Below are 20,952 nucleotides of genomic sequence, written 5' to 3' on the forward strand. Positions count from 1 at the left end.
TCCTCATGGAAAGTAGCTTTTTGTTGTCAAAAATAGAAGGGCACCTACTGTGTTAGGTGCCCTTCTATTTTCTTACATTTCTTCAGGAGTTTCCAATCCTAATAGACGAAGTCCTTCTTTTAGTACAACAATGACTGCTGCAACCAATTGCAGGCGAGCTTGTTTTACTTGTTCATCTTCTGCAACAATACGGACATGTGCGTAGAACTTATTGAAGGTTTGTGCCAGATCAATCACGTATTTTCCAATCTGAGAAGGATCGAATTGATCACGAGCTTTCTCTAGAATAACAGGGAACTGAATGAGAGTAGTAACGACCGCCCACGTTTCTGGACCCTCTAGAGCTTGATCTACTACTGTGACTGCTCCTGGATGGTAGCCACCTTTTTTCAATAGAGAGCAAGCACGGGCATGTGTATATTGTACGTAAGGCCCTGTTTCTCCTTCAAAAGTAAGCATTTCTTCCCATGAAAAGTTGACATCATTTAAACGATAATTTTTCAAATCATGGAAGATAACGGCACCTACACCGACTTGGCGAGCGACCTGTTCTTTATTTGGAAGAGATGGATTTTTCTCTTGGATAACTTTGAGTACATCAGTGATTGCTTGAGACAATACTTCTTCTAACAGAACAACTTGCCCTTTACGAGTGGACATTTTTTTACCATCTTTTAACATCATGCCGAATGGAATATGATGCATGTTATTGGCCCAGTCATAACCCATTTTTAATAAGACCTTAAATAATTGTTGGAAATGCAGGCGTTGTTCTCCACCAACTACATATAATGCTTTTCCGAAATCATAGTGTTCATGACGATAAAAAGCGGCAGCTAGGTCGCGCGTCGCGTATAAGGTAGCGCCATCGCGTTTTTTAATCAAGCAAGGAGGCATGTCGTACTCATCTAAGGATACAACCATTGCGCCATCCGATTCTGTTAATAATCCTTTTTCCTCCAACAAATCTACAACGCGATCCATTTGATTGTTGTAAAATGCTTCTCCATTAAAGGAGTCAAAGGAAACACCCATCAATTCATAGATTTTCTTAAATTCTTTTAGAGATTCATCGCGGAACCATTGCCATAATTGCTGGGCTTCCTCATCGCCATCTTCTAATTTTTTGAACCATTCGCGACCTTGGTCTTCAAGTGTTGGATCATTTTCTACTTGTTCATGGAAGTGAACATATAGCTTCAGCAATTCCTTAATAGGCTCGGCTTTTACTTTATCCTCGTCGCCCCATTTTTTATAGGCAACGATTAGTTTACCAAATTGTGTACCCCAATCTCCTAAGTGATTGATTCGAACTGGCTGATAACCATGCTTTTCCATGATGTTTGCAAGTGCATTCCCGATAACGGTTGAGCGTAAATGTCCCATTGAGAATGGTTTCGCAATGTTTGGAGAAGATAAGTCGATTGGTACCTTTTTACCAGCACCAACATCAGTAGTACCATAAGCAGAACCCTGCTCTAGAATGGTTTCAATACAAGTGGTAATAACACTGGTTTGATTATAAAACAGATTGATATATGCATTTGCCACTTGTACTTCTTGTAAGAAAGGCAAGGAAATCTTAGAAGCTAACTCTGTTGCGATCATTGGTGGTGCCTTTCGCAAAGCTTTCGCTAATTGGAAGCAAGGGAAGGCTAAATCACCCATCTGTGGGTTAGGAGGAGTTTCGAGTATGCCTAGGATACGTTCGCAGGAAAAATCCTCTACGCCCATGTCAGTTAGAGCAGTGGAGATTTGTTCGGCAACAAGCTGTTTGTAATTCATGTTTATTTCATCCTTTCTTTTAATCGATCGACACAAACTTTCAGGGAATATCTGATCATTCCGTGAAAAGTGGGATACAAATATAAATATAACCATAGGGTATACAAGCATAGATCGTTTTGATTAGAAGGAGCATACGATGGTACAAAGTAACAACAGCAAAAAACCTCCCGTCTCTTTTGGATAGATACCATCACAAATCAATCCGTAAAGAGACGAGAGGTTATTTTTAGCATACTCCCGCGGTGCCACTCTTCTTGTTTTTTTCAATTAGACCAATCATTGATCTTAATTGAATAAAACCTGCTTGATAGCTGTAACGGGCAAACCCGGCGAACTCTATACATTGTCTATAGACAAGATTCAAGCCGCGTCTCCGAGGTGCGCTTCATCATGGCCGTTCTATCAGGCTTCCACCAATCCTGACTCGCTAGTAGCACGGAACCATCATTACTTTCCTCATCATCGAATACATGGTTATATAGCGTCTAGTATACCCAACAAAAGGCATTCTAGCAAGGTTTATCACTGTCTCTTTTTTTGCTGATCCCATTGTTTAAAAAAATAGGTGGTTAGAGCTTCTTTATCAGTGGCAGACTCAAACTGCTGTTTGTAATCTTTATGTGGGTCAATGAGGCTTGAAACACAGATGTATGTAAACATGCTTGATTATTTTCCATGTAAATCCCTCCATCTTTCCCCTTTATCCTAGCAGAGGACAAGTATCTCTACAAGCGAGGAAATGTAAGGAAAAGAGAGCAAAGGGGCATGTGCCTGCCCCTTTTCCTCTAGGTATATTGGTGAAGTGTGCAAACCTGATTTGATTTTCTGGTGGCTTTGTTGTTGTATCTAATAAATTAGGATCATGTAGAGTTGCGTGTAGATAAAGAAGAGCATAACTGTATTCAGGTTTGTCGGTGAAATAACCTACTATATTAGCAGCAGCCGCAAGAAATGATGACCAGTAGGATGAACAGCACTAAAATGAAGCTGAAGTTATCACCGAAGAAATTTCCGCTATAGGATGTGCTCATGAAAGAATTCCTCCTTAAAGGTTATATGTTTGAAGGTGTCGCTTCACTGCTGCTAGTTATCGAAGCAGCCGCAGCTAGTTATCGAAGCAGCCGCAGCTTATGATTACCAGCAGAATGAACAACACTAGAATGAAGCAAAAACTTCCGCCTCCCCAGTTACCGCAAAACGATGTACTCATCTGGCAATTCCTCCTTCGCTTTGTTATTCTACAGTCTATACATATCTGTCTATCTGGTGTGGGCTTACGCCTATAGGAAGTAAAATTGGGCAGAAGGCTACAAACTAAGAAAGATTGTCAGATATCCATTGACGTCGTAATAACTGAATGTTAAGATACCTGTATTCAAAACACGAACAAAACGATCTATAGACATTTAACTAAATATGATTTCTCTTATCTAGAGAGGCGGAGGGACTGGCCCAGAGATGCCTCGGCAACCGATAAATCAGGTGCCAATTCCAGCAGGGCTGTATGCCTTGAAAGATAAGAGGGGATGAGTTCCTAATAGCGAACATTAGTAATCCTCTTCTTGCTTTCAGGCAGGAAGAGGATTTTTTATTTGCCAAGTCTAAGGGAGATTACGGAGGGTATGGGGGATGAACAAACCAACATTGCAAGAGCAGCTAGCACGTAAAATATTGATACTCGATGGCGCAATGGGAACGATGCTACAGCAAGCTAATCTCACAGCGGACGATTTTGGCGGTGAGGAATATGAAGGCTGTAATGAACTATTGAATGTAACAAGACCAGACGTCATCCGGTATATTCATGCCACCTATTTTGAGGCAGGAGCTGACATTGTAGAAACCAACACATTTGGATCAACCGATATTGTTCTTGCTGAATATGACATAGCAGATCGAGATTATGAACTCAATTTGGCCGCTGCACGTATTGCTAGAGAGGTAGCGGATGAATTTAGCACAGGGGCGTGGCCACGTTATGTAGCGGGCTCTATGGGTCCTACTACAAAAACGCTTGCGTTAACAGGAGGCGTTACATTTGAGCAATTAATTCATGCATACTATCGCCAAGCTAAAGCATTGATGGAGGGTGGCGTAGATTTACTACTGTTGGAAACATCTCAGGACACATTGAACGTAAAAGCTGGCGGTATTGGCATACGTCAAGCTTTTGAAGAGCTTGGCTATGAGATTCCTATCATGATTTCTGGAACAATTGAACCGATGGGAACGACTCTGGCTGGCCAAAACATTGAGGCCTTTTACGTGTCGATTGAACATCTTAAGCCTATTACGATTGGTCTGAATTGTGCGACAGGTCCGGAATTCATGCGTGACCATTTACGAACCTTATCTGATCTGGCTTTGTGTGGGGTTAGTTGTTATCCCAATGCAGGTTTACCTGATGAGAATGGTCATTACCACGAATCACCACAAGGGTTAGCTATGAAAATGAAAGCATTCGCGCAAAAGGGGTGGCTTAATGTAGCAGGTGGTTGTTGTGGAACCACACCTGAACATATTCGTGCGCTACACGAAGCATTGCAGGATATTACACCTCGAGCCAATAAACAGTCACATGTTACTGCTGTATCAGGTATTGAGGTGCTATATGTTGAGGACGACAATCGCCCTATTTTTGTAGGTGAACGTACCAACGTCATCGGATCTAAAAAGTTCCGTGACTTGATTGCAGCTGGTCAATTTGAGGAAGGATCAGACATTGCACGGGCACAAGTAAAGCGGGGAGCGGCTGTTATCGATATTTGTTTAGCAGACCCTGATCGTGATGAGTATGAGGACATGGAAAAATTTCTTCCATACGTAAGCCGCAAGGTAAAAGCACCGTTGATGATTGATTCCACTGATAAGAAGGTATTGGAGCTGGGTTTGAAATACTCTCAAGGGAAGGCAATCATTAATTCGATTAATCTTGAAGATGGTTTAGATCGTTTTGAAGAGGTTGTACCACTCATTCATAAATATGGAGCGGCTGTTGTTGTTGGTACCATTGATGAAGTGGGTATGGCAATCACTCGCGAACGCAAGCTGGAAGTAGCCACACGTTCCTATGATTTGTTAGTGAATAAGTTTGGGATTAACCCGCAGGACATAATCTTTGATGCCCTTGTGTTTCCAGTTGGAACAGGAGACGAGCAGTACATTGGTTCAGCAAAAGAAACGGTAGAAGGAATTCGTTCCATTAAACAAAAATTCCCATTATGTAAGCAAATTCTTGGTGTGAGCAATGTCTCCTTTGGCTTACCACCAGCAGGTCGTGAGGTTCTGAATGCGGTCTTTTTATACCATACGACGTTAGCCGGTCTTGATTATGCCATTGTTAACACTGAAAAGATAGAACGTTATGCTTCGATTTCAGAAGAAGAACGAAAATTAGCAGAGGATTTGTTATTTCATACAAACGATGAAACCTTAGCGACATTTACTGACTTTTATCGCCAGAAAAAGAAAGAGGTTGTAAAAGAGGTATCGAATCTGTCGTTAGAAGAACGTTTAGCTAATTATGTGGTGGAAGGCTCTAAAGATGGATTACTTACAGATTTGTCCCTCGCTTTAGAAAAATATGTGCCACTTGATATTATTAACGGTCCACTTATGAGAGGGATGGAAGAAGTAGGTCGTCTGTTTAACGGAAACCAATTAATTGTAGCAGAAGTATTGCAGAGTGCAGAGGTCATGAAGGCATCAGTTGCCTTTCTGGAACCATACATGGAAAAGTCTGAGACAATAGTAAAAGGAAAAATTTTGTTAGCTACTGTAAAAGGGGATGTCCACGATATAGGTAAAAACCTAGTGGAAATCATTTTATCCAACAATGGCTATGAGGTAGTAAATTTGGGGATTAAAGTTGCACCAGATCAGCTGATTGCTGCGTGTCAGCAAGAAAAACCAGATGCAATTGGCCTTTCAGGCTTATTGGTAAAATCGGCGCAGCAGATGGTGATTACCGCGCAGGATTTGCGAAGTTCTGGTATTGATGTACCGTTGATGGTTGGGGGAGCAGCCCTCACGCGTAAATTTACGACAAACCGAATTGCTACTGAATACGAAGGTTTAGTCTTATACGCAAAAGATGCAATGGATGGACTGGATCTAGCTAATAAATTACAAGATCCACAAGCGCGAACGAAGCTGGTGGAAGAATTACAAGCACAAGCGACTGTTACCCAAGCTCAAACAGAAGAAAAAGCCAGCGAATCGGTTGTTATTCCACAGACTGAGATTATTCGCTCTACGACCAGTACTACGACACCGGTTTACGTAGCGCCTGATTTGGAGCGCCATGTCTTGCGTAATTATCCGATTAACCATTTGCGTCCTTATGTAAATTTACGTATGTTGCTTGGAAAGCATCTGGGCATTAAGGGCAACGTAGATAAATTAATCGAATCAGGAGACAAAAAAACGACCGAATTGTATGAAATCGTAGATGATTTGTTGAATGAAGCAATCCGTAATCAGATTTTGCAGGCGAGTGGGATGTATCGTTTCTTCCCGGCCCAATCTTCTGGCAATGACATCCTGATCTATGATCCAAATGATCACACGAAGGTGCTAGAACGTTTCACTTTCCCGCGACAACCGCAAGCTCCTCACCTTTGTCTAGCCGATTTTTTACGTCCTGTAGAAACGAATGAGATGGATTACGTAGCTTTCTTGACGGTTACAGCTGGAAAGGGCGTAAGAGATTTAGCACAGCAATGGAAAGAGAAAGGGGACTATCTGCGGTCTCATGTCTTGCAAGCAGTAGCATTAGAGCTAGCAGAAGCGTTTGCCGAACGTATTCATCATGTTATTCGCGATTCATGGGGCTTTCCAGACCCTGCCGATATGACGATGCTAGAGCGTTTTGGGGCTCGTTATCAGGGAATTCGTGTATCATTTGGCTATCCCGCTTGCCCTGATTTAGAGGATCAAGAAAAGCTCTTTAAGCTATTATCACCACAAGACATCGGAATTCAACTAACAGAAGGCTTTATGATGGACCCTGAAGCATCCGTGTCGGCTATGGTATTTGCTCACCCTGAAGCTCGGTATTTTAATGCAACTCCACCAGTTGGAGCGGAAGTGTAATCATAAAACGACGAAAAGGAGGAGTCTCGGTGGGAAAACGGGATTTACGAGCCTATCTCACGGAACACTTACTAGTGGGTGATGGGGCGATGGCTACTCAGCTATATGAGCAGGGAGTTCCTATTGGTGTTAGTTACGAAGAGTTATGTTTAAGTAATCCACAAATAATACGTAACGTACATGCTGCTTACTATAAAGCGGGTGCACGTTTGATCGAGACGAATACATTTGGGGCTAATCGGGATAGCTTGTCTCGGTATGGCCTAGAGAATAAGGTTACACGGATGAATCGTGCTGCGGTTACCATTGCAAGAGAAGCGGTTGGAGATGATGCGTTCGTAGTTGGAGCAATGGGCTCTATTATTGCCGGACGTGTCCGCGACAAGCAAATCGACCAATTTAAAGATCAGTTCGAAGAGCAAGCTACTTCCCTGCTACATGCAGGAGTAGATGGTATTTTGCTAGAAACGTTCTTGGATGTTGATGAATTATTGCTAGCGCTAGAGGTGATTCGTCCCCTAACAGAGCTACCTATCATAGCCCAGCTTGCTACATTGGAAGTGGGAACTACTCGTGATGGTCATTCGTTGACTCAAGCATTCCAACTGATTAAAGGGGCAGGAGCGGATGTAATTGGACTTAACTGTCGGCTGGGGCCGGCGGAAATCTTGCGTTCCTTTGAAGCAACAGTATGTCCAAGTGACGTTTATCTCTCTGCATTTCCGAATGCAGGCCGTCTTGGATTGGCTGATGGAACTCTGTCTTATAAATCTTCACCAGATTATTTTGCAGAAAGTGCCTTGCGTTTACATGAACAGGGTGTAAGACTGATTGGAGGTTGTTGTGGCACGACGCCGGAACATACGAGAGCAATTGCTGAAAAATTGGCCGGATGCGTCCCTGTGCCACGGGTTAATCCACCAGTCTCTGTTCATTCGGAGACAATTGAGGTACAGGCGGTTCAAAAACGTCTTGAACCAAGTATCATCGAGGAAGTGAAGCATCATCCGACGATTATCGTTGAGTTTGATCCGCCCAAAGACCTGCATACAGAAGATTTCTTACAGGGCTGTTGTGCTTTACATGCTGCTGGTGCTAATGCAATAACGTTAGCAGATAACTCACTAGCAACAGTTCGTATGAGCAATATGGCTTTGGGAGCTATGATGAAGCGATTAGGAGTAGAGCCGCTACTTCATATTGCCTGCCGAGATCGTAATCTGATTGGTCAACAATCACATTTAATGGGCCTTCACGCTCTGGGTATTGATCAGGTACTAGTCATTACTGGTGATCCTTCACGCTTTGGAGACTTGCCAGGTGCTAGTTCTGTCTATGATGTGAGCTCGTTTGATTTAATCCGCATGGTAAAGCAGTTAAATCAAGGCTATGCGTTTTCAGGCAAACAATTGAAGCAGCATGCTCAATTTATTGTCGGAGCGGCTTTTAATCCACATGTGCGCCATTTGGATGCAGCTGTGGCACGTTTGGAAAAGAAGGTTGAGGCTGGGGCCGATTACATTATGACGCAACCCGTTTATGATGCAGAGACCATCGTTCAGATTTATGAAGCTACAAAACATATTCGTGTACCTATCTTTATAGGCATCATGCCATTAACGAGCTCACGTAATGCGGAGTTCTTGCATAACGAAGTACCTGGCATTAAGCTGTCCACCTATGCGCTTGAACAAATGAAGCTATTTACAGGTGAGGCTGCCCGTCTGGAAGGTAATCGCATGGCAAAGGAACTAATCGATGTGACGCTTCAATACTTTAATGGAATTTACTTGATAACCCCGTTCAATTACTATCAGATGACCGTAGAGTTGACACAATATATTAGACAACAAGAGCAAGTAAAAGCAGGATTTAAGGAAGTGTCGAGTTCCTAAAGAGCAAGAAACAAACCATACCGTCTAGATAAAGGAAGACCCTTACAAAAACGTAGGAGGTCTTCTTCGTTATGTACCCTTTTTTCTGTTTTGGACAACAGAATAAATAAAATGAACCACAATCATAAAAATGAGAATAGCAAGCAAAATATTTGTAGTTTGTATAGCTTTACTTATTTTACTTAATTCAGAATGAATACCTATCAAAGCATTCCCTGTCTTACTACTGATATCTCCAATACTGTGTGCGATGTCGTTAAAATACTGGCGTAGTTGAGAAAAATCCATTATTTCACCTCCAAAATGGCCAGATATTATTGGTTAGTATTCTATATATGGGGAGATAAATAACAAATTTTCTTCCCAAATGTGACAAAACAGAAAAGAAAGTGAAAAATTTCTCATAAAGTGACGTATATATCTTTTGCATTTCAATCGAACCCGTTATACTACGAATGTAGAATGAAATAGAGATTATTTTATGTATGTCCAAAGGGAAGGAAGTGTTAGAAGCATGCTGTATCCTGTTGCTGAACAGTTAGTTTGTTTCTATGAAATAGGGAACATTGATGATTTTCCAAAGAAAGTAGGCAGAGTTGTCTGTGTAGAAGAAACAGAGATCGCTCTGTTTCGTTTAGAAGATAATCAATTCTATGCAGTGGCTAACCGTAATCCACATCCTAAAGGGGGTACATTAGTAGACGGAATCATTTCTGATTTATTTTTGTATGACCCTTTGTATGACTGGAAAATTTCGTTAGTGGATGGAATGGTGCAAGCTCCTGATAGAGGTCAGATAGAAGTATACCCCGTAAAGGTCGAAGGAAAAACGGTGAAACTAGGCTTGCCTGCTTGCGATAACTTTTTATCTTAACGACAACACGTGCCTAACACCCTAAGGAGTTGGAGACCTTGTATACTGATACTCTGGAAGTGATGGCTAAGAACGCACTAAAGAAAAAAGAGATGCTGGATAAAAGCATAGCACGCTACTTGCTACACGCTGCTCTAGCGGGATGCTATGTAGGGATTGGAATCGTATTAATTTTAACGGTGGGTGAACCACTGTTACAAGCTGGTTCCCCCCTTACTATGACATTAATGGGCGTGTCGTTTGGGATTGCCTTAACCCTGGTGATCTTCGCTGGTTCCGATTTGTTTACCGGCAATAATATGTATTTCACAATAGGTGCATTAAGTGGTGCGACTAAATGGAAGGATGCAGGGAAGAACTGGGTGTGGTGCTGGATTGGTAACCTACTCGGTGCAACTGTTTTCTGCCTGATCATCTTAGGTTCGGGAGTGTTTAGTCACGCTTCAAGCGACCATATGCTCTTTTATCTAGCAGCTAAAAAAATGAACCTACCAACTGTGCAATTATTTTTCAGAGGAATTCTTTGTAACTGGTTAGTTTGTTTGTCTATTTGGACAGCGACCCGGGCCAAGGAAGATACAGCGAAACTAATTCTGATTTTCTGGATGTTGTTTGCCTTTATTACCTCTGGCTATGAGCATAGCGTAGCCAACATGACAGTGTTAACACTGGCGCTAATGCTTCCACACCCAGAGACCATTACCATTGCGGGCTGGGTTCATAACCTGAGCATTGTTACTTTAGGAAACATTGTCGGGGGAGCACTATTTGTAGGTACCATGTACTGGTTGGTATCGCCTATCAAAACCAAGTTAACAAAAGGAAAACAACAGGAAGAACGTACAGAAAAGCAGCAGTTAGCTACAGCAGAGAATGCTAGCCTGCAAGCGAAATAATATATATTTCATAAGTGAAGAAAGGTCTGTTCCTCGGCACGTGGGAACAGGCTTTTTATATTTTTATTTCTTAGTTGTTTGCTGGTTAAAATTTTTTCTTGTTTACCTGATATGCTTCAAATCTTTGCATCATAAAATAAAGAGTCTAAAGATCAGTAACGTAGTATAACAGGTATCCGTATCAATAATTGGTAAGAAAATATGTGAAGAGGTGAGGAAAAAATGAAATATCCAGCGGAACCATTTAAAATCAAAATGATAGAACCATTGCGACTTATTTCACGAGACGAACGGATTACTGCATTAAAGGAAGCGGGGTATAATCCGTTTTCACTTCGCGCTGAAGATGTCTACATTGATTTGCTAACGGACAGTGGAACAGGAGCAATGAGCGATCGGCAATGGGCAGGGCTTATGCAAGGCGATGAATCCTATGCAGGTAGTCGTAGTTTTTATCATTTACAAGATAGTGTGCGAGATGTAATCGGGTATTCTTATGTTGTTCCAACTCATCAGGGGAGGGGAGCCGAACAAGTTCTGTTTCCTCTGCTGATCAAGCCAGGCCAGTCTGTCATTAGTAACTGGCACTTTGATACAACCCGAGCTCATGTGGAATTGGCAGGCGGAAAAGCCATTGATCTTGTGACGGACGAAGCTTTAGACACAAATACCTACCATGCTTTTAAGGGAAATATAGATATTGAGAAAGCAAGAAAAGTTATCGAAGAAACAGGGAAGGAAAATATTGCTTTACTAATCATAACGATTACAAATAACAGTGCAGGTGGCCAGCCTGTATCTATGGAGAATATTAAGCAAGCTTCAGCATTAGCCAAAGAATATGGTCTTCGATTTTTGCTAGATGCCGCTCGTTTTTCTGAGAACGCTTATTTTATTAAACAGCGTGAAGCTGGCTATCAGCAAAAATCAATTCGTCAAATTGTTCGGGAAATGTTTACTTACGCAGATGCTTTTACCATGAGTGCTAAAAAGGACGGATTGGTCAATATTGGAGGACTTATTGGGATTCGTGAAGAACAAGAGTTGTATGAACAAATCCGTTCTGCTGTTGTCCCTCTTGAAGGGTTCCCGACATATGGAGGTTTGGCGGGACGTGATATGGAAGCATTAGCAGCAGGCTTACAGGAGGTTGTAGAGGAGGAGTATTTGCACTATCGGATTGCGCAGATTGCTTATTTAGGAGATCGACTGGTAGCAGGTGGAATCCCGATCCAGACGCCAACTGGAGGTCATGCTGTATTTGTAGATGCCAAAAAAATGTTATCACACATTCCGTTTGATCAATTCCCAGGTCAGGTACTTGCCAATGAGCTTTATGTAGAAAGCGGGGTTCGGGCGGTAGAGGTAGGCTCATTATTACTGGGAAGAGACCCAAAAACCAACCAACAACTTGTAAGTCCCCTAGAATTATTACGCCTAACGATTCCACGAAGGGTGTACACCTATGCCCATATGGATGTTATTGCAGACGGTTTAATTCGGATTAAAGAGCGTGCACATGAGTTGCGGGGGCTTACGTTTACATACGAACCACCAATGCTCCGCCATTTCACTGCGCGCTTGAAACCGGTTGAGGAAAAATAGCTACAAGCGGAGATCAATCACTGTATGAGAGCAGTCTTGTCATACAGAATAATGTCTAAAAGACTTATGAAGTTTTCGTTATCAGAAAAAACAGTAAATATATACAACAATTAATAGATAAATCAAAAATTACATATAAAGAGGAGGTAGACGGCTAAAAGATTAGGTAGAGAGCGATTAAAGTCGCTCCTTTTTTATACTCTCTGATAGTAAAAATGCAACTACGACTCTGATGTCGCCAGAGGAACGGTAATCACTGTATTTTTTGTGAATAGGAAGAGTGTATGTTACCAGAATAAGAAAATGGACATTTGTAATAATAAAAACATCCTGATTTGGTGGGGGAATAAATGAACATACATTCATCCGATCAAATGATTTCTGCTGAGGTAGTCTTACAGTCAAAAAGTGGACAATCTCTCTTAACAACAAATGTACCAATTACGTCGGAAAACGTCGAGTTATTTCAGCCAAGTGAAAAAGTATTGGCAGAAGCGAAGCAACTCATTGAAGCGAATGGTCTAACAGTACATACCGCTGGTGTGACAATGACTGTAAGTGGGACGAAAAAGCAGTTTGCACAATGGCTGGGAGAGGAATGGAACAAAGGAAATTTACAGATTCCTTCTCATATGCAACATGTCGTAGAACAAGTTGTGTTTCAAGAAAACAAGCCTATTTATTATGACAAAACTAGTGGAAAAGGGGACGAGAGAAATGACTGAGAATCATGACGTAACAGGGGTATCCTCAATGCCTCCTATCATATTTGCGGAGGCATCTGTACATTCTGTTGAGGGAGAGTCTCTTTTTGCAACAACAGGATCTATCACGCATGAAAATGTTGAGCGTTACTATAACAAACCAGAATTAGTGGATAAAGCGGTGGAAAAGTTGAAAGAGGCAGGGTTTGAAGTTTTACATATTGGAAATACGACAATCAACATATCAGCTCCACCAGAGACTTATGAGAAGGCCTTTAACACGAAGATTGTAGCAGAAGAACGCAGTGTCATGAAACATGGTCAGATGGGTACTGCCACGATTTTAGATGATCCATCAACGGAGATGTCTGGACTGATCGATACGTCTAATAGTACGCTTTCTGATGTATTAGAAGGTGTAGCAATCAATGAACCAGTCTATTATCTTTCATTAGGTGATGGTGGTGTGGCTACATTAGAGAGGCCTTCCTCGATGGCTACTCCTCCCTTAGCTACTGCGCCAAACGTACAAGGCTATTATTTGGATGTTCCAGAAGACGTAGCTCGTATTTTACAAGCAGATTCTGTTCACGATGAAGGCATTACAGGACGAGGCGTTCATGTTGCCATGGTAGATAGTGGGTGGTATCGTCATCCGTATTTTGAAGCGAAAGGATATCATGCCAATCAAGTAGTACTAGCACCTGGTGCAACTGCTCCAACCCATGATGAGAGTGGGCATGGGACGGGAGAGTCGGCTAATATTTTTGCCTTAGCTCCACATATTACCTTTACGATGGTAAAACAGGGAGGGCTTCCTAATGTTGATGCAGCTGTCAATGCAGCAGGTGATTTCAACACGGCAGTACAGCTTCAACCAGATGTCATTACATGTAGCTGGGGATTTGATACAAAACAGCGCAGTTCTATATCAGCTTTTGAGAGAGTGCTATCTACCGCAGTTGCGAATGCAGTAAGGCAAGGTATTACAGTGGTTTTCTCAGCAGGGAATGGTCATATTTCATTTCCGGGACAGCATCCTGACGTAATTTCTGCAGGTGGGGTCTATGTCGATGAAACTGGACGTATGCAAGCATCTAACTATGCAAGTGGTTTTAATAGTCGTATCTTTCCTGGACGTAAGGTTCCTGATGTATGTGGTCTAGTAGGAATGCAACCTCGTGCACAATATATCATGCTTCCTGTCGAACCAGGAGATGAGTTAGATGAAGCTGAAGCAAAAATTGATCCGATGTCGGGAAGTACAGATGTGGATGGGACAACGCCAAGTGATGGGTGGGCTAGATTTAGTGGAACGTCAGCAGCAGCACCACAGCTAGCAGGTATATGTGCATTGCTAAAACAAGCGAACCCAGCCATAACCCCACAAAAAATAAAAGAAGTACTAATGAGTACAGCAACAGATATTACAGTAGGAGTAAATGCTCTAGGTGCACCTGCGGGCCCTGGAAGTGATGTAGCGACAGGAAGTGGACTAGCTAATGCAAAGAAAGCTGTACAGCTGGCTAGAAATATTCACTAGTCTAATTTGAAAAATCGTTCTAAGGAAAGGTGAGGCTTTTTGTTCTAGTCAAAAAGCCTTTTTTGTACTATCCGAAAGTGGGATATTTTAAAAAACGAAAAATTGAATGGATTGTGCATATTTTATCCGTAACCTAACAGGAATGTGAGTGCACTTTTGCTTCTAAAAAAAACCAATAGAATAGCTAATTATGGTACTATTACTGTTGATGGTAAACAATCGGGTTTCGCCATAAATATAAGCTAAATAGAGAAAAAGCGATTTTTTATTAAATAGTGGGAGAGATTTACTTGTCTAATAGCACGATTGCGTATGTTAAAGTATCCATTGCCATGTCTATTGTAGGAAGCTTTGTAGTAGTAAATAAATTTATTTTGGAGCAAATTCCTATTTTTTTAGCATCTGAATTAAGGCTACTTATTGCTAGTCTTATTTTGCTGCCAATGTTTTATCGAAAAGAAAGAAGGTTTCCTACCTTATATAAAAAAGATGCTTTTGTTCTACTCGTACAAAGCTTCGTAGGAATTTTTCTATTTAGTGTATGCTTATTATATGGATTACAATATACCTCTGCTGTAGAAAGTGGAATTGTTCTAAGTTGTACTCCTGCTGCAATGGGAGTCATTGCATACGTTTTTCTTAAAGAGAAATTAGGTGTTGTAAAGATTTCGGGAATTTTATTAACTATCTTAGGCACAATTTCAATAAATGTTTTTGGAATTATTTCTACAAATAGTATAAGTTTTAGTTCACTTTTTGGGAATTTTCTGATTCTCTGTGCTGTTATAGGGGATGCTATCTTTTTTTCGTTTGGAAAACTATTATCGAAAGCGTGGTCTCCTTTAGCTATTTCAACGGCATTGAGTATTATAGGGGCCATTTTATTTTTACCACTAGCTATTCATGATTCATTGAGCATCGATTTTTCTCAAATATCTATATCGGTTTGGCTATTGGTTTTCTATACAGCCATTATCGTTACAATACTGGCAGTCATTTTAATGAATCAAGGATTAAAAGTGATACCTGCTAGTGTAGCCTCCGTGTTCACTGCACTAACGCCAATAACTACGATTTTATTATCGAGCTTAGTGCTTAAGGAAGACATCTACTGGTATCATATTTTAGGAATGGGGTTTGTAGTATTGGGGATAATTGTTCTGACCAGAACAAATGAAAAATCAGTAGGAATGAATGTGGTAAAAACAGACGAAGCTAATTATAAATAAGGGAATAAAAGAGTAATTTGCCTCCATGTGTCGCAGCATCTAGAAAATGATGAGCGCACAAGGAGGCTATTTTTATGCTCTTATAAAGAATAGGCTATGCTTATTTTTAAAGCTGATATAAGTCTTTATATTTCGTTTCTAAATAATCAACTAGATAGCTTGCATTCACTTGCTCTCCGGTTACATGCTGCAATAACTCCTGTGGAGATTTCATTTTTCCGAATTGGTGGATATTCTCGCGTAACCATTGGTTAAGCGGTGTAAAGTCACCAGCACGTAAGAGATCATCAAAGCTAGGAAGCTGCTTCTTCATTGCATGTGTAAATTGTGCGGCATAAACATTTCCTAGGGAATATGTTGGGAAGTAACCCATTAAACCGCTAGACCAGTGAACATCCTGCAAGACCCCAAGATCATCACTAGGTACATCGACGCCTAGGTATTCTTTCATTTTCTTATTCCAAATTTGTGGTAGTTCGCCTACCTCAATGGTTTCGTTGATTAAGCCCTTTTCGATCTCATAGCGAACCATGATATGCAAATTGTAAGTAAGCTCATCTGACTCCGTACGGATAAAGGATGGTTCTACTAAATTGGCTGCCCGGTAGAAATCTTCCAATGCTACACCGGCAAATTGCTCAGGGAATGCTTGTTGTGCAGCTGGATAGAAATGCTCCCAGAAAGGCAGACTACGACCGACCATGTTTTCCCAAAAACGTGACTGGGACTCATGAACGCCCATGGATGTACCGTTACTTAGCAATAGACCATTATAAGCTGTATTTACATTTTGCTCATACATACCATGACCTGCTTCATGAATACTACTCCATAAAGCATAACGGAAATCTTGTTCATCGTATCGGGTGGTTAGACGGACATCGCTGGAACCAAAGTGAATGCAGAAGGGATGGGTACTGGTATCCAGGCGACCTGCTTGGAAGTCAAAGCCAATTTTCTTCAACACAAGCTGATTAAATGCTGCTTGATCTGCTTTGGCGAAATGTTTTTCCATAAAGCTAATATTTGGTCGACGATTAGATTCATTGATTGCATGTACCAATGGAACCGTTTTATCACGCAATAAGGTGAAAATTTGGTCCAATTGTTTTACTGTCATACCTGGTTCATATTGATCCAATAGGGTATCATATTTATCTGGCTTCGCTCCCCAATAATTAATGAATTCCAATTTCATTTTAACGATCTTTTCTAGGTAGGGACGGAACAGAGAAAAATCATTTTTTTCGCGAGCCTCTTCCCAGAGATTTTCAGCTTGGTTTGTCACGAGCACATATTCTTGATAACGGTCGGTTGGAATCTTTTTGTTTAAATCAAATTCTTTTTTGGATTCTTCCACTAATTTTTGAGTAACCGCATCTAATTGCTTGTAGGTTTGCTCTTCAGTCAGACGTTGTAAGTAATCCTCCATTTGTTCGGATGTAGAGAGCTTGAATGCCTCAGTGGATAAGGTAGAAATTACTTCAGAGCGTGCATCCATCCCTTTTTTCGGTGCTTTCGTACGAAGATCCCAGTATAAGACAGCGGTTGCATTATTGTACGCCTGAATTTTTTTAGAGAAAGTAGTAAAATCTGTAGCTAATTGATTAATCTTACTCATAGAGAGAACGCCTCCTAAAGAAAATTTTCTGATAAAAAATTTTTGTTCGAAAATTATGTATATACAGAATGCCTAGGATTATCTTCGCTTACACATGCTGACTGTCTCATTATTATAGCGGATTTTTTGTGTATGTACATCTATCTTCTAACAGAAAAGCAGGCGATTTATTTGCCCGCTCTTCGTTTTGAATAACTGATGATAATATAGCCAATAAAGAAGATAGCAACGATTGGTGCCATAATGATAGTCCAGTTTTATCACTATTGTGGGTATCTTTAGATTGAACCGACTGATAGTTTTTGACCTTCATTGATAATTTCACCGACAAACTCAGGTTTTACTGTTGTGTCATTTAAGAACAAATTTTCTTTAATTACATAAACTTTGCTACTAATACTGTCTTTCATAGTCAGCCGATCTCCTTTAAATCTTATATACGAATTACGAGCCATTTTGGTTAAAGTTTCATGTAAAGTAGGATGTAGTAGAAGAGAATCACGCTAATTGTAGACTTTTCTCTTTTATCGAAGCGAGTTTGTTTGTATAATCGTACTGGTAGAGAAGCGTAAGGAAGAATTTGATTGCCATAGGAGAATGAATAAATGACTCAATCACAAGCGAATTGGGAGAATGAAATCACGAGACGGCGTACATTCGCTATCATTTCCCACCCGGATGCCGGGAAAACGACGATGACTGAAAAATTATTGTATTATGGAGGCGCCATTCGAGAAGCCGGCGTGGTGAAAGGACGTAAAAACTCTAAACATGCTACTTCCGACTGGATGGAAATTGAGAAAAAACGTGGTATCTCAGTAACCTCCTCCGCGATGGACTTTGAATATAAAGGACACCATATTAATATTTTGGATACACCTGGTCATGAAGACTTTAGTGAGGATACGTACCGTACGTTGACTGCTGCTGATGCTGCGGTCATGATCATTGACGTAGCAAAAGGGGTAGAGGCGCAGACCATCAAGCTGTTTAAGGTTTGTCGGATGCGTGGAATTCCTATTTTTACCTTTATCAACAAATTGGATCGTCACGGAAAAGACCCGTTCTCTCTTTTAGAAGAATTAGAGAATGTATTGGGAATCCGCTCTTATCCAATGAACTGGCCAATTGGTATGGGAAGCGATCTTTGTGGTGTATATGACCGTGTGAAAAATCGCGTGGAGCTGTATCAGGATGATAGTGATCACCAAGAGATTTCCTCCGTTGAAGTAAGTGGACCTGATGATCCCAAAATTAAGAGTAGCGTAGGCGAGGTTCTGTACGATCAGCTACAGGAAGAAGTTTCCTTGTTAGATATCGCAGGTGATGAATACGATGAGTCACTGATCGCTAAGGGGGAGTTGACTCCTGTGTTTTTCGGTTCGGCGATCAATAACTTCGGAGTACAAACCTTCCTAGAAAATTTCTTGCAGATGGCACCGCCACCTTCGCCAAAGAAAAGTACAATCGGAGAAGTTGATCCATTAAATGGTAAATTCTCTGGCTTCATCTTTAAAATTCAGGCTAACATGAACCCAGCACATCGGGATCGTGTAGCATTTATGCGAATTTGCTCAGGTAAATTCCAAAGAGGAATGAGCGTTCGCCACGTGCGGTTAGGTAAAGATATCAAATTGGCTCAACCTATGCAATTTATGGCGCAAGATCGTGAAATAGTTGATGAGTCATTTGCTGGTGATGTAATTGGTTTATTTGACCCGGGAATTTTTCAAATAGGGGACACACTCTGTGTTGGGCCTGCCTTTGAATACGAAGAAATGCCGCATTTCTCTCCAGAATTCTTTGCCAAGGTGACCGTTAAAGATGCGATGAAGCATAAACAGTTCCAAAAAGGCATCATGCAACTGACAGAAGAAGGTACAGTGCAGTTGTTTAAGACCCATCCATGGGAAGAGCTCATTATTGGAGTGGTTGGTGTCTTGCAATTTGAAGTACTGGAGTATCGCTTGAAAGCAGAGTACGGCGTTGATATTGATTTACAACGTATGTCGTACCAAATTGCACGTTGGATCGAAGGAGATAAGGAAGCAATGGATGCGGTTAAATCCCGCAGCCAATCCGTTACAGATCGTTATGGTCGTCTAGTCATGCTATTTGATAGTGAATACCAATTACGCATGGCTCAAGAAAAATATCCGAAGCTTACTTTCCATGAGAGTTCCTTAGGATTACACCGAGTGACGGACTAATATAAGCAAAGCAAATACCAAAAGACGCAAGGATGCAAAAGACATCTTTTGCGTCTTTCTTGTATAAAAAGGTTTTTTTTTCATTCATGAAGCGGACAGCCACTCTCATATAGTGAAAAGAGCAGTAGCAAAGGAAGGAGTGGAAATGTTTTGCGGAGAAAGTATGCCCTTTGGTTGCTGTTTGTCATTTTGTTTTTAGCCTCGTTCGACATGCATGCACAAATGCCCCTCTTATCACCCTTTATTGAAGAATTGGGAGCGCCTGCTTTGTTAATTGGACTTTTGTTAAGTGCGTATTCCTTCACTAATCTCATTGGCAATTTGACAGCAGGACCTATCATCGATCGCTATAACAAAAAAGGATTTATTAGCGCAGGCTTGATGATCTCAGGAATTTTATTAATGCTACATGGGATTATTGATAGCTCTACGCAATTGCTCGGTATCCGGTTGACCTATGGGTATGTTATGGCTTTTGTCTCTCCTGCTTGTTTTGCGGTGCTCGCCTCATCTGCGGATACGATTGATGAACAAAATAAAATATTTGTACAAAAAGGCATTATTCTAACCTTTGCCTCTATTTTGTCACCAGCAGTGGGGGGATTTTTAGCGGGAAGGTTTGGATTTGCTAACTCCTTTGTCATCTTGGGATGGGTAATGCTAATCACAGGACTAATCGCATTACTCTTTTTACCGAAGCATAGCGGAGAAGGAAGGAAGGTGACTCCTGAGGAGTATTTATTCAAAGCAGACGTAGATGAACAAAAGCAGGATCACCAAAACGACCAGACTCAAAAGAAAACTGTAAAAGCAACGCTGCACGTGATATTTGGAAGTGTTGGGATGTATCCTGCTTTCTTTTCTGCTTTTGCAATCATGTATGCACAAGGAACTATGATGTATGAAGTGCCATTATTGATTGCTCGTCAGCATTTAGACCCTACTGTAACTGGTATGGTTTTCAGCATGATGGGATTAGGTTCATTGCTTACACTGAGTTTGGCACAGATACAACGTAAGTCGCCAGTGGTTCGCTGCTTATTTGGTCTTTCCATTTTGAGTGCCATGTTTTATGTGACAGCAATGAATTGGAATGTCTCGATTTACTGGATGATGTTTTTAGTAGGGGGAGCCTTTGGGCTGTTATTTCCTGCAATGACAACCATTTTGACTTCCTATTCACCACGTCATCTCTACGGTACTGCTTTTAGCTTTTACTCTGCTATAATGTCTGCTGGAGCCATTTTAAGCCCGATAGTAGCTGGAATGTATGATAATATCAGCCGTTCCTTTTTTACTGGATTCCTCGTACTGATGACGGCTAGTGTGTGTTGTATTTTGTTTCAGGATAAAAAGTGGCAAGCAGTCTCTCCGGTGCGGCGCTAATATGGCGTCGTAACGGGGAGAATTTCATTTTTAGAGGAGTGAATTGTCATTACATGGTAAATATATTAGAGAACGAAGAGAAATAAAAAACTTCTTGCTCAAATTGT

Annotated in this window: 16 protein-coding genes, 1 riboswitch and 1 other annotated feature; of the genes, 10 read left to right on the top strand and 6 right to left on the bottom strand. The window is 41.1% G+C overall.

What is annotated here, in order from left to right; genetic code table 11:
- Window positions 1–72 precede the first annotated feature (72 nt).
- The 3 genes from argS to BrL25_RS18185 form a co-directional block, all read right to left on the bottom strand.
- Window positions 73–1,785 (bottom strand): arginine--tRNA ligase, encoded by a 1,713-nt coding sequence (argS, locus tag BrL25_RS18175; protein ID WP_018673094.1) that lies wholly within the window; start codon window positions 1,783–1,785, stop codon window positions 73–75.
- 208 nt (window positions 1,786–1,993) lie between these two features.
- Window positions 1,994–2,260 (bottom strand) — a binding site (T-box leader).
- A gap of 460 nt (window positions 2,261–2,720) precedes the next feature.
- The gene (locus tag BrL25_RS18180) at window positions 2,721–2,819 is read right to left on the bottom strand and encodes a YjcZ family sporulation protein (RefSeq protein WP_018673096.1); all 99 of its coding nucleotides are present in this window, start codon (window positions 2,817–2,819) and stop codon (window positions 2,721–2,723) included.
- A 74-nt stretch (window positions 2,820–2,893) separates the two neighbouring features.
- Window positions 2,894–2,998, bottom strand: a complete 105-nt coding sequence (locus tag BrL25_RS18185; RefSeq protein ID WP_081621642.1) for a YjcZ family sporulation protein — start codon at window positions 2,996–2,998, stop codon at window positions 2,894–2,896.
- A 213-nt stretch (window positions 2,999–3,211) separates the two neighbouring features.
- Window positions 3,212–3,311, top strand: a riboswitch (SAM riboswitch).
- 106 nt (window positions 3,312–3,417) lie between these two features.
- On the opposite strand from BrL25_RS18185, the gene metH reads away from it, so the two are divergent.
- Window positions 3,418–6,882, top strand: a complete 3,465-nt coding sequence (metH, locus tag BrL25_RS18190) for a methionine synthase (RefSeq protein WP_018673098.1) — start codon at window positions 3,418–3,420, stop codon at window positions 6,880–6,882.
- Between the two features lie 29 nt (window positions 6,883–6,911).
- Window positions 6,912–8,777, top strand: a complete 1,866-nt coding sequence (locus BrL25_RS18195) for a bifunctional homocysteine S-methyltransferase/methylenetetrahydrofolate reductase (RefSeq protein ID WP_018673099.1) — start codon at window positions 6,912–6,914, stop codon at window positions 8,775–8,777.
- A gap of 69 nt (window positions 8,778–8,846) precedes the next feature.
- Here the strand turns inward: BrL25_RS18195 and BrL25_RS18200 are convergent, their stop codons facing one another.
- Window positions 8,847–9,065, bottom strand: a complete 219-nt coding sequence (locus tag BrL25_RS18200) for a hypothetical protein (RefSeq protein WP_018673100.1) — start codon at window positions 9,063–9,065, stop codon at window positions 8,847–8,849.
- Between the two features lie 226 nt (window positions 9,066–9,291).
- Between BrL25_RS18200 and nirD the strand changes: the two genes are divergently transcribed.
- The 6 genes from nirD to BrL25_RS18230 all read left to right on the top strand — a co-directional run bounded on the left by nirD (window position 9,292) and on the right by BrL25_RS18230 (window position 15,628).
- Window positions 9,292–9,651 (top strand): nitrite reductase small subunit NirD, encoded by a 360-nt coding sequence (gene nirD / locus BrL25_RS18205; protein WP_018673101.1) that lies wholly within the window; start codon window positions 9,292–9,294, stop codon window positions 9,649–9,651.
- A gap of 38 nt (window positions 9,652–9,689) precedes the next feature.
- Window positions 9,690–10,547, top strand: coding sequence for a formate/nitrite transporter family protein (locus BrL25_RS18210; protein WP_018673102.1), 858 nt, complete (start codon window positions 9,690–9,692; stop codon window positions 10,545–10,547).
- A gap of 222 nt (window positions 10,548–10,769) precedes the next feature.
- Entirely contained in the window at window positions 10,770–12,152 is a 1,383-nt protein-coding gene (locus BrL25_RS18215) for a tryptophanase (RefSeq protein ID WP_018673103.1), read from the top strand.
- A 350-nt stretch (window positions 12,153–12,502) separates the two neighbouring features.
- Complete coding sequence (locus BrL25_RS18220) at window positions 12,503–12,877, top strand: hypothetical protein (RefSeq protein WP_018673104.1); 375 nt, start codon at window positions 12,503–12,505, stop codon at window positions 12,875–12,877.
- Window positions 12,870–14,399, top strand: a complete 1,530-nt coding sequence (locus tag BrL25_RS18225; protein ID WP_018673105.1) for a S8 family serine peptidase — start codon at window positions 12,870–12,872, stop codon at window positions 14,397–14,399. The genes BrL25_RS18220 and BrL25_RS18225 overlap by 8 nt, the downstream gene beginning before the upstream one ends.
- Window positions 14,400–14,689: 290 nt before the next feature.
- A complete protein-coding gene (locus tag BrL25_RS18230; protein ID WP_018673106.1) occupies window positions 14,690–15,628 on the top strand; it encodes a DMT family transporter in 939 nt (312 codons plus the stop codon).
- A 106-nt stretch (window positions 15,629–15,734) separates the two neighbouring features.
- Here the strand turns inward: BrL25_RS18230 and BrL25_RS18235 are convergent, their stop codons facing one another.
- Complete coding sequence (locus BrL25_RS18235; RefSeq protein ID WP_018673107.1) at window positions 15,735–17,249, bottom strand: carboxypeptidase M32; 1,515 nt, start codon at window positions 17,247–17,249, stop codon at window positions 15,735–15,737.
- A gap of 278 nt (window positions 17,250–17,527) precedes the next feature.
- The gene (locus BrL25_RS26280) at window positions 17,528–17,659 is read right to left on the bottom strand and encodes a hypothetical protein (protein WP_018673108.1); all 132 of its coding nucleotides are present in this window, start codon (window positions 17,657–17,659) and stop codon (window positions 17,528–17,530) included.
- A 195-nt stretch (window positions 17,660–17,854) separates the two neighbouring features.
- On the opposite strand from BrL25_RS26280, the gene BrL25_RS18240 reads away from it, so the two are divergent.
- Both BrL25_RS18240 and BrL25_RS18245 read left to right on the top strand, forming a co-directional pair.
- Entirely contained in the window at window positions 17,855–19,459 is a 1,605-nt protein-coding gene (locus BrL25_RS18240; protein ID WP_018673109.1) for a peptide chain release factor 3, read from the top strand.
- A gap of 150 nt (window positions 19,460–19,609) precedes the next feature.
- The gene (locus tag BrL25_RS18245; protein WP_018673110.1) at window positions 19,610–20,845 is read left to right on the top strand and encodes an MFS transporter; all 1,236 of its coding nucleotides are present in this window, start codon (window positions 19,610–19,612) and stop codon (window positions 20,843–20,845) included.
- Window positions 20,846–20,952: the final 107 nt, after the last annotated feature.

Source organism: Brevibacillus laterosporus DSM 25 (assembly GCF_002706795.1).
Classification (GTDB): Bacteria; Bacillota; Bacilli; order Brevibacillales; family Brevibacillaceae; genus Brevibacillus_B; species Brevibacillus_B laterosporus.

Excerpts from the sequence above, each read along its gene's own strand:
- nirD (WP_018673101.1), top strand. The coding sequence starts at position 9,292 with ATGCTGTATCCTGTTGCTGAACAGTTAGTTTGTTTCTATGAAATAGGG.
- BrL25_RS18215 (WP_018673103.1), top strand. The coding sequence starts at position 10,770 with ATGAAATATCCAGCGGAACCATTTAAAATCAAAATGATAGAACCATTG.
- BrL25_RS18240 (WP_018673109.1), top strand. The coding sequence starts at position 17,855 with ATGACTCAATCACAAGCGAATTGGGAGAATGAAATCACGAGACGGCGT.
- argS (WP_018673094.1), bottom strand. The coding sequence starts at position 1,785 with ATGAATTACAAACAGCTTGTTGCCGAACAAATCTCCACTGCTCTAACT.
- BrL25_RS26280 (WP_018673108.1), bottom strand. The coding sequence starts at position 17,659 with ATGAAAGACAGTATTAGTAGCAAAGTTTATGTAATTAAAGAAAATTTG.
- BrL25_RS18225 (WP_018673105.1), top strand. The coding sequence starts at position 12,870 with ATGACTGAGAATCATGACGTAACAGGGGTATCCTCAATGCCTCCTATC.
- BrL25_RS18220 (WP_018673104.1), top strand. The coding sequence starts at position 12,503 with ATGAACATACATTCATCCGATCAAATGATTTCTGCTGAGGTAGTCTTA.
- BrL25_RS18180 (WP_018673096.1), bottom strand. The coding sequence starts at position 2,819 with ATGAGCACATCCTATAGCGGAAATTTCTTCGGTGATAACTTCAGCTTC.
- BrL25_RS18200 (WP_018673100.1), bottom strand. The coding sequence starts at position 9,065 with ATGGATTTTTCTCAACTACGCCAGTATTTTAACGACATCGCACACAGT.
- BrL25_RS18235 (WP_018673107.1), bottom strand. The coding sequence starts at position 17,249 with ATGAGTAAGATTAATCAATTAGCTACAGATTTTACTACTTTCTCTAAA.
- metH (WP_018673098.1), top strand. The coding sequence starts at position 3,418 with ATGAACAAACCAACATTGCAAGAGCAGCTAGCACGTAAAATATTGATA.
- BrL25_RS18185 (WP_081621642.1), bottom strand. The coding sequence starts at position 2,998 with ATGAGTACATCGTTTTGCGGTAACTGGGGAGGCGGAAGTTTTTGCTTC.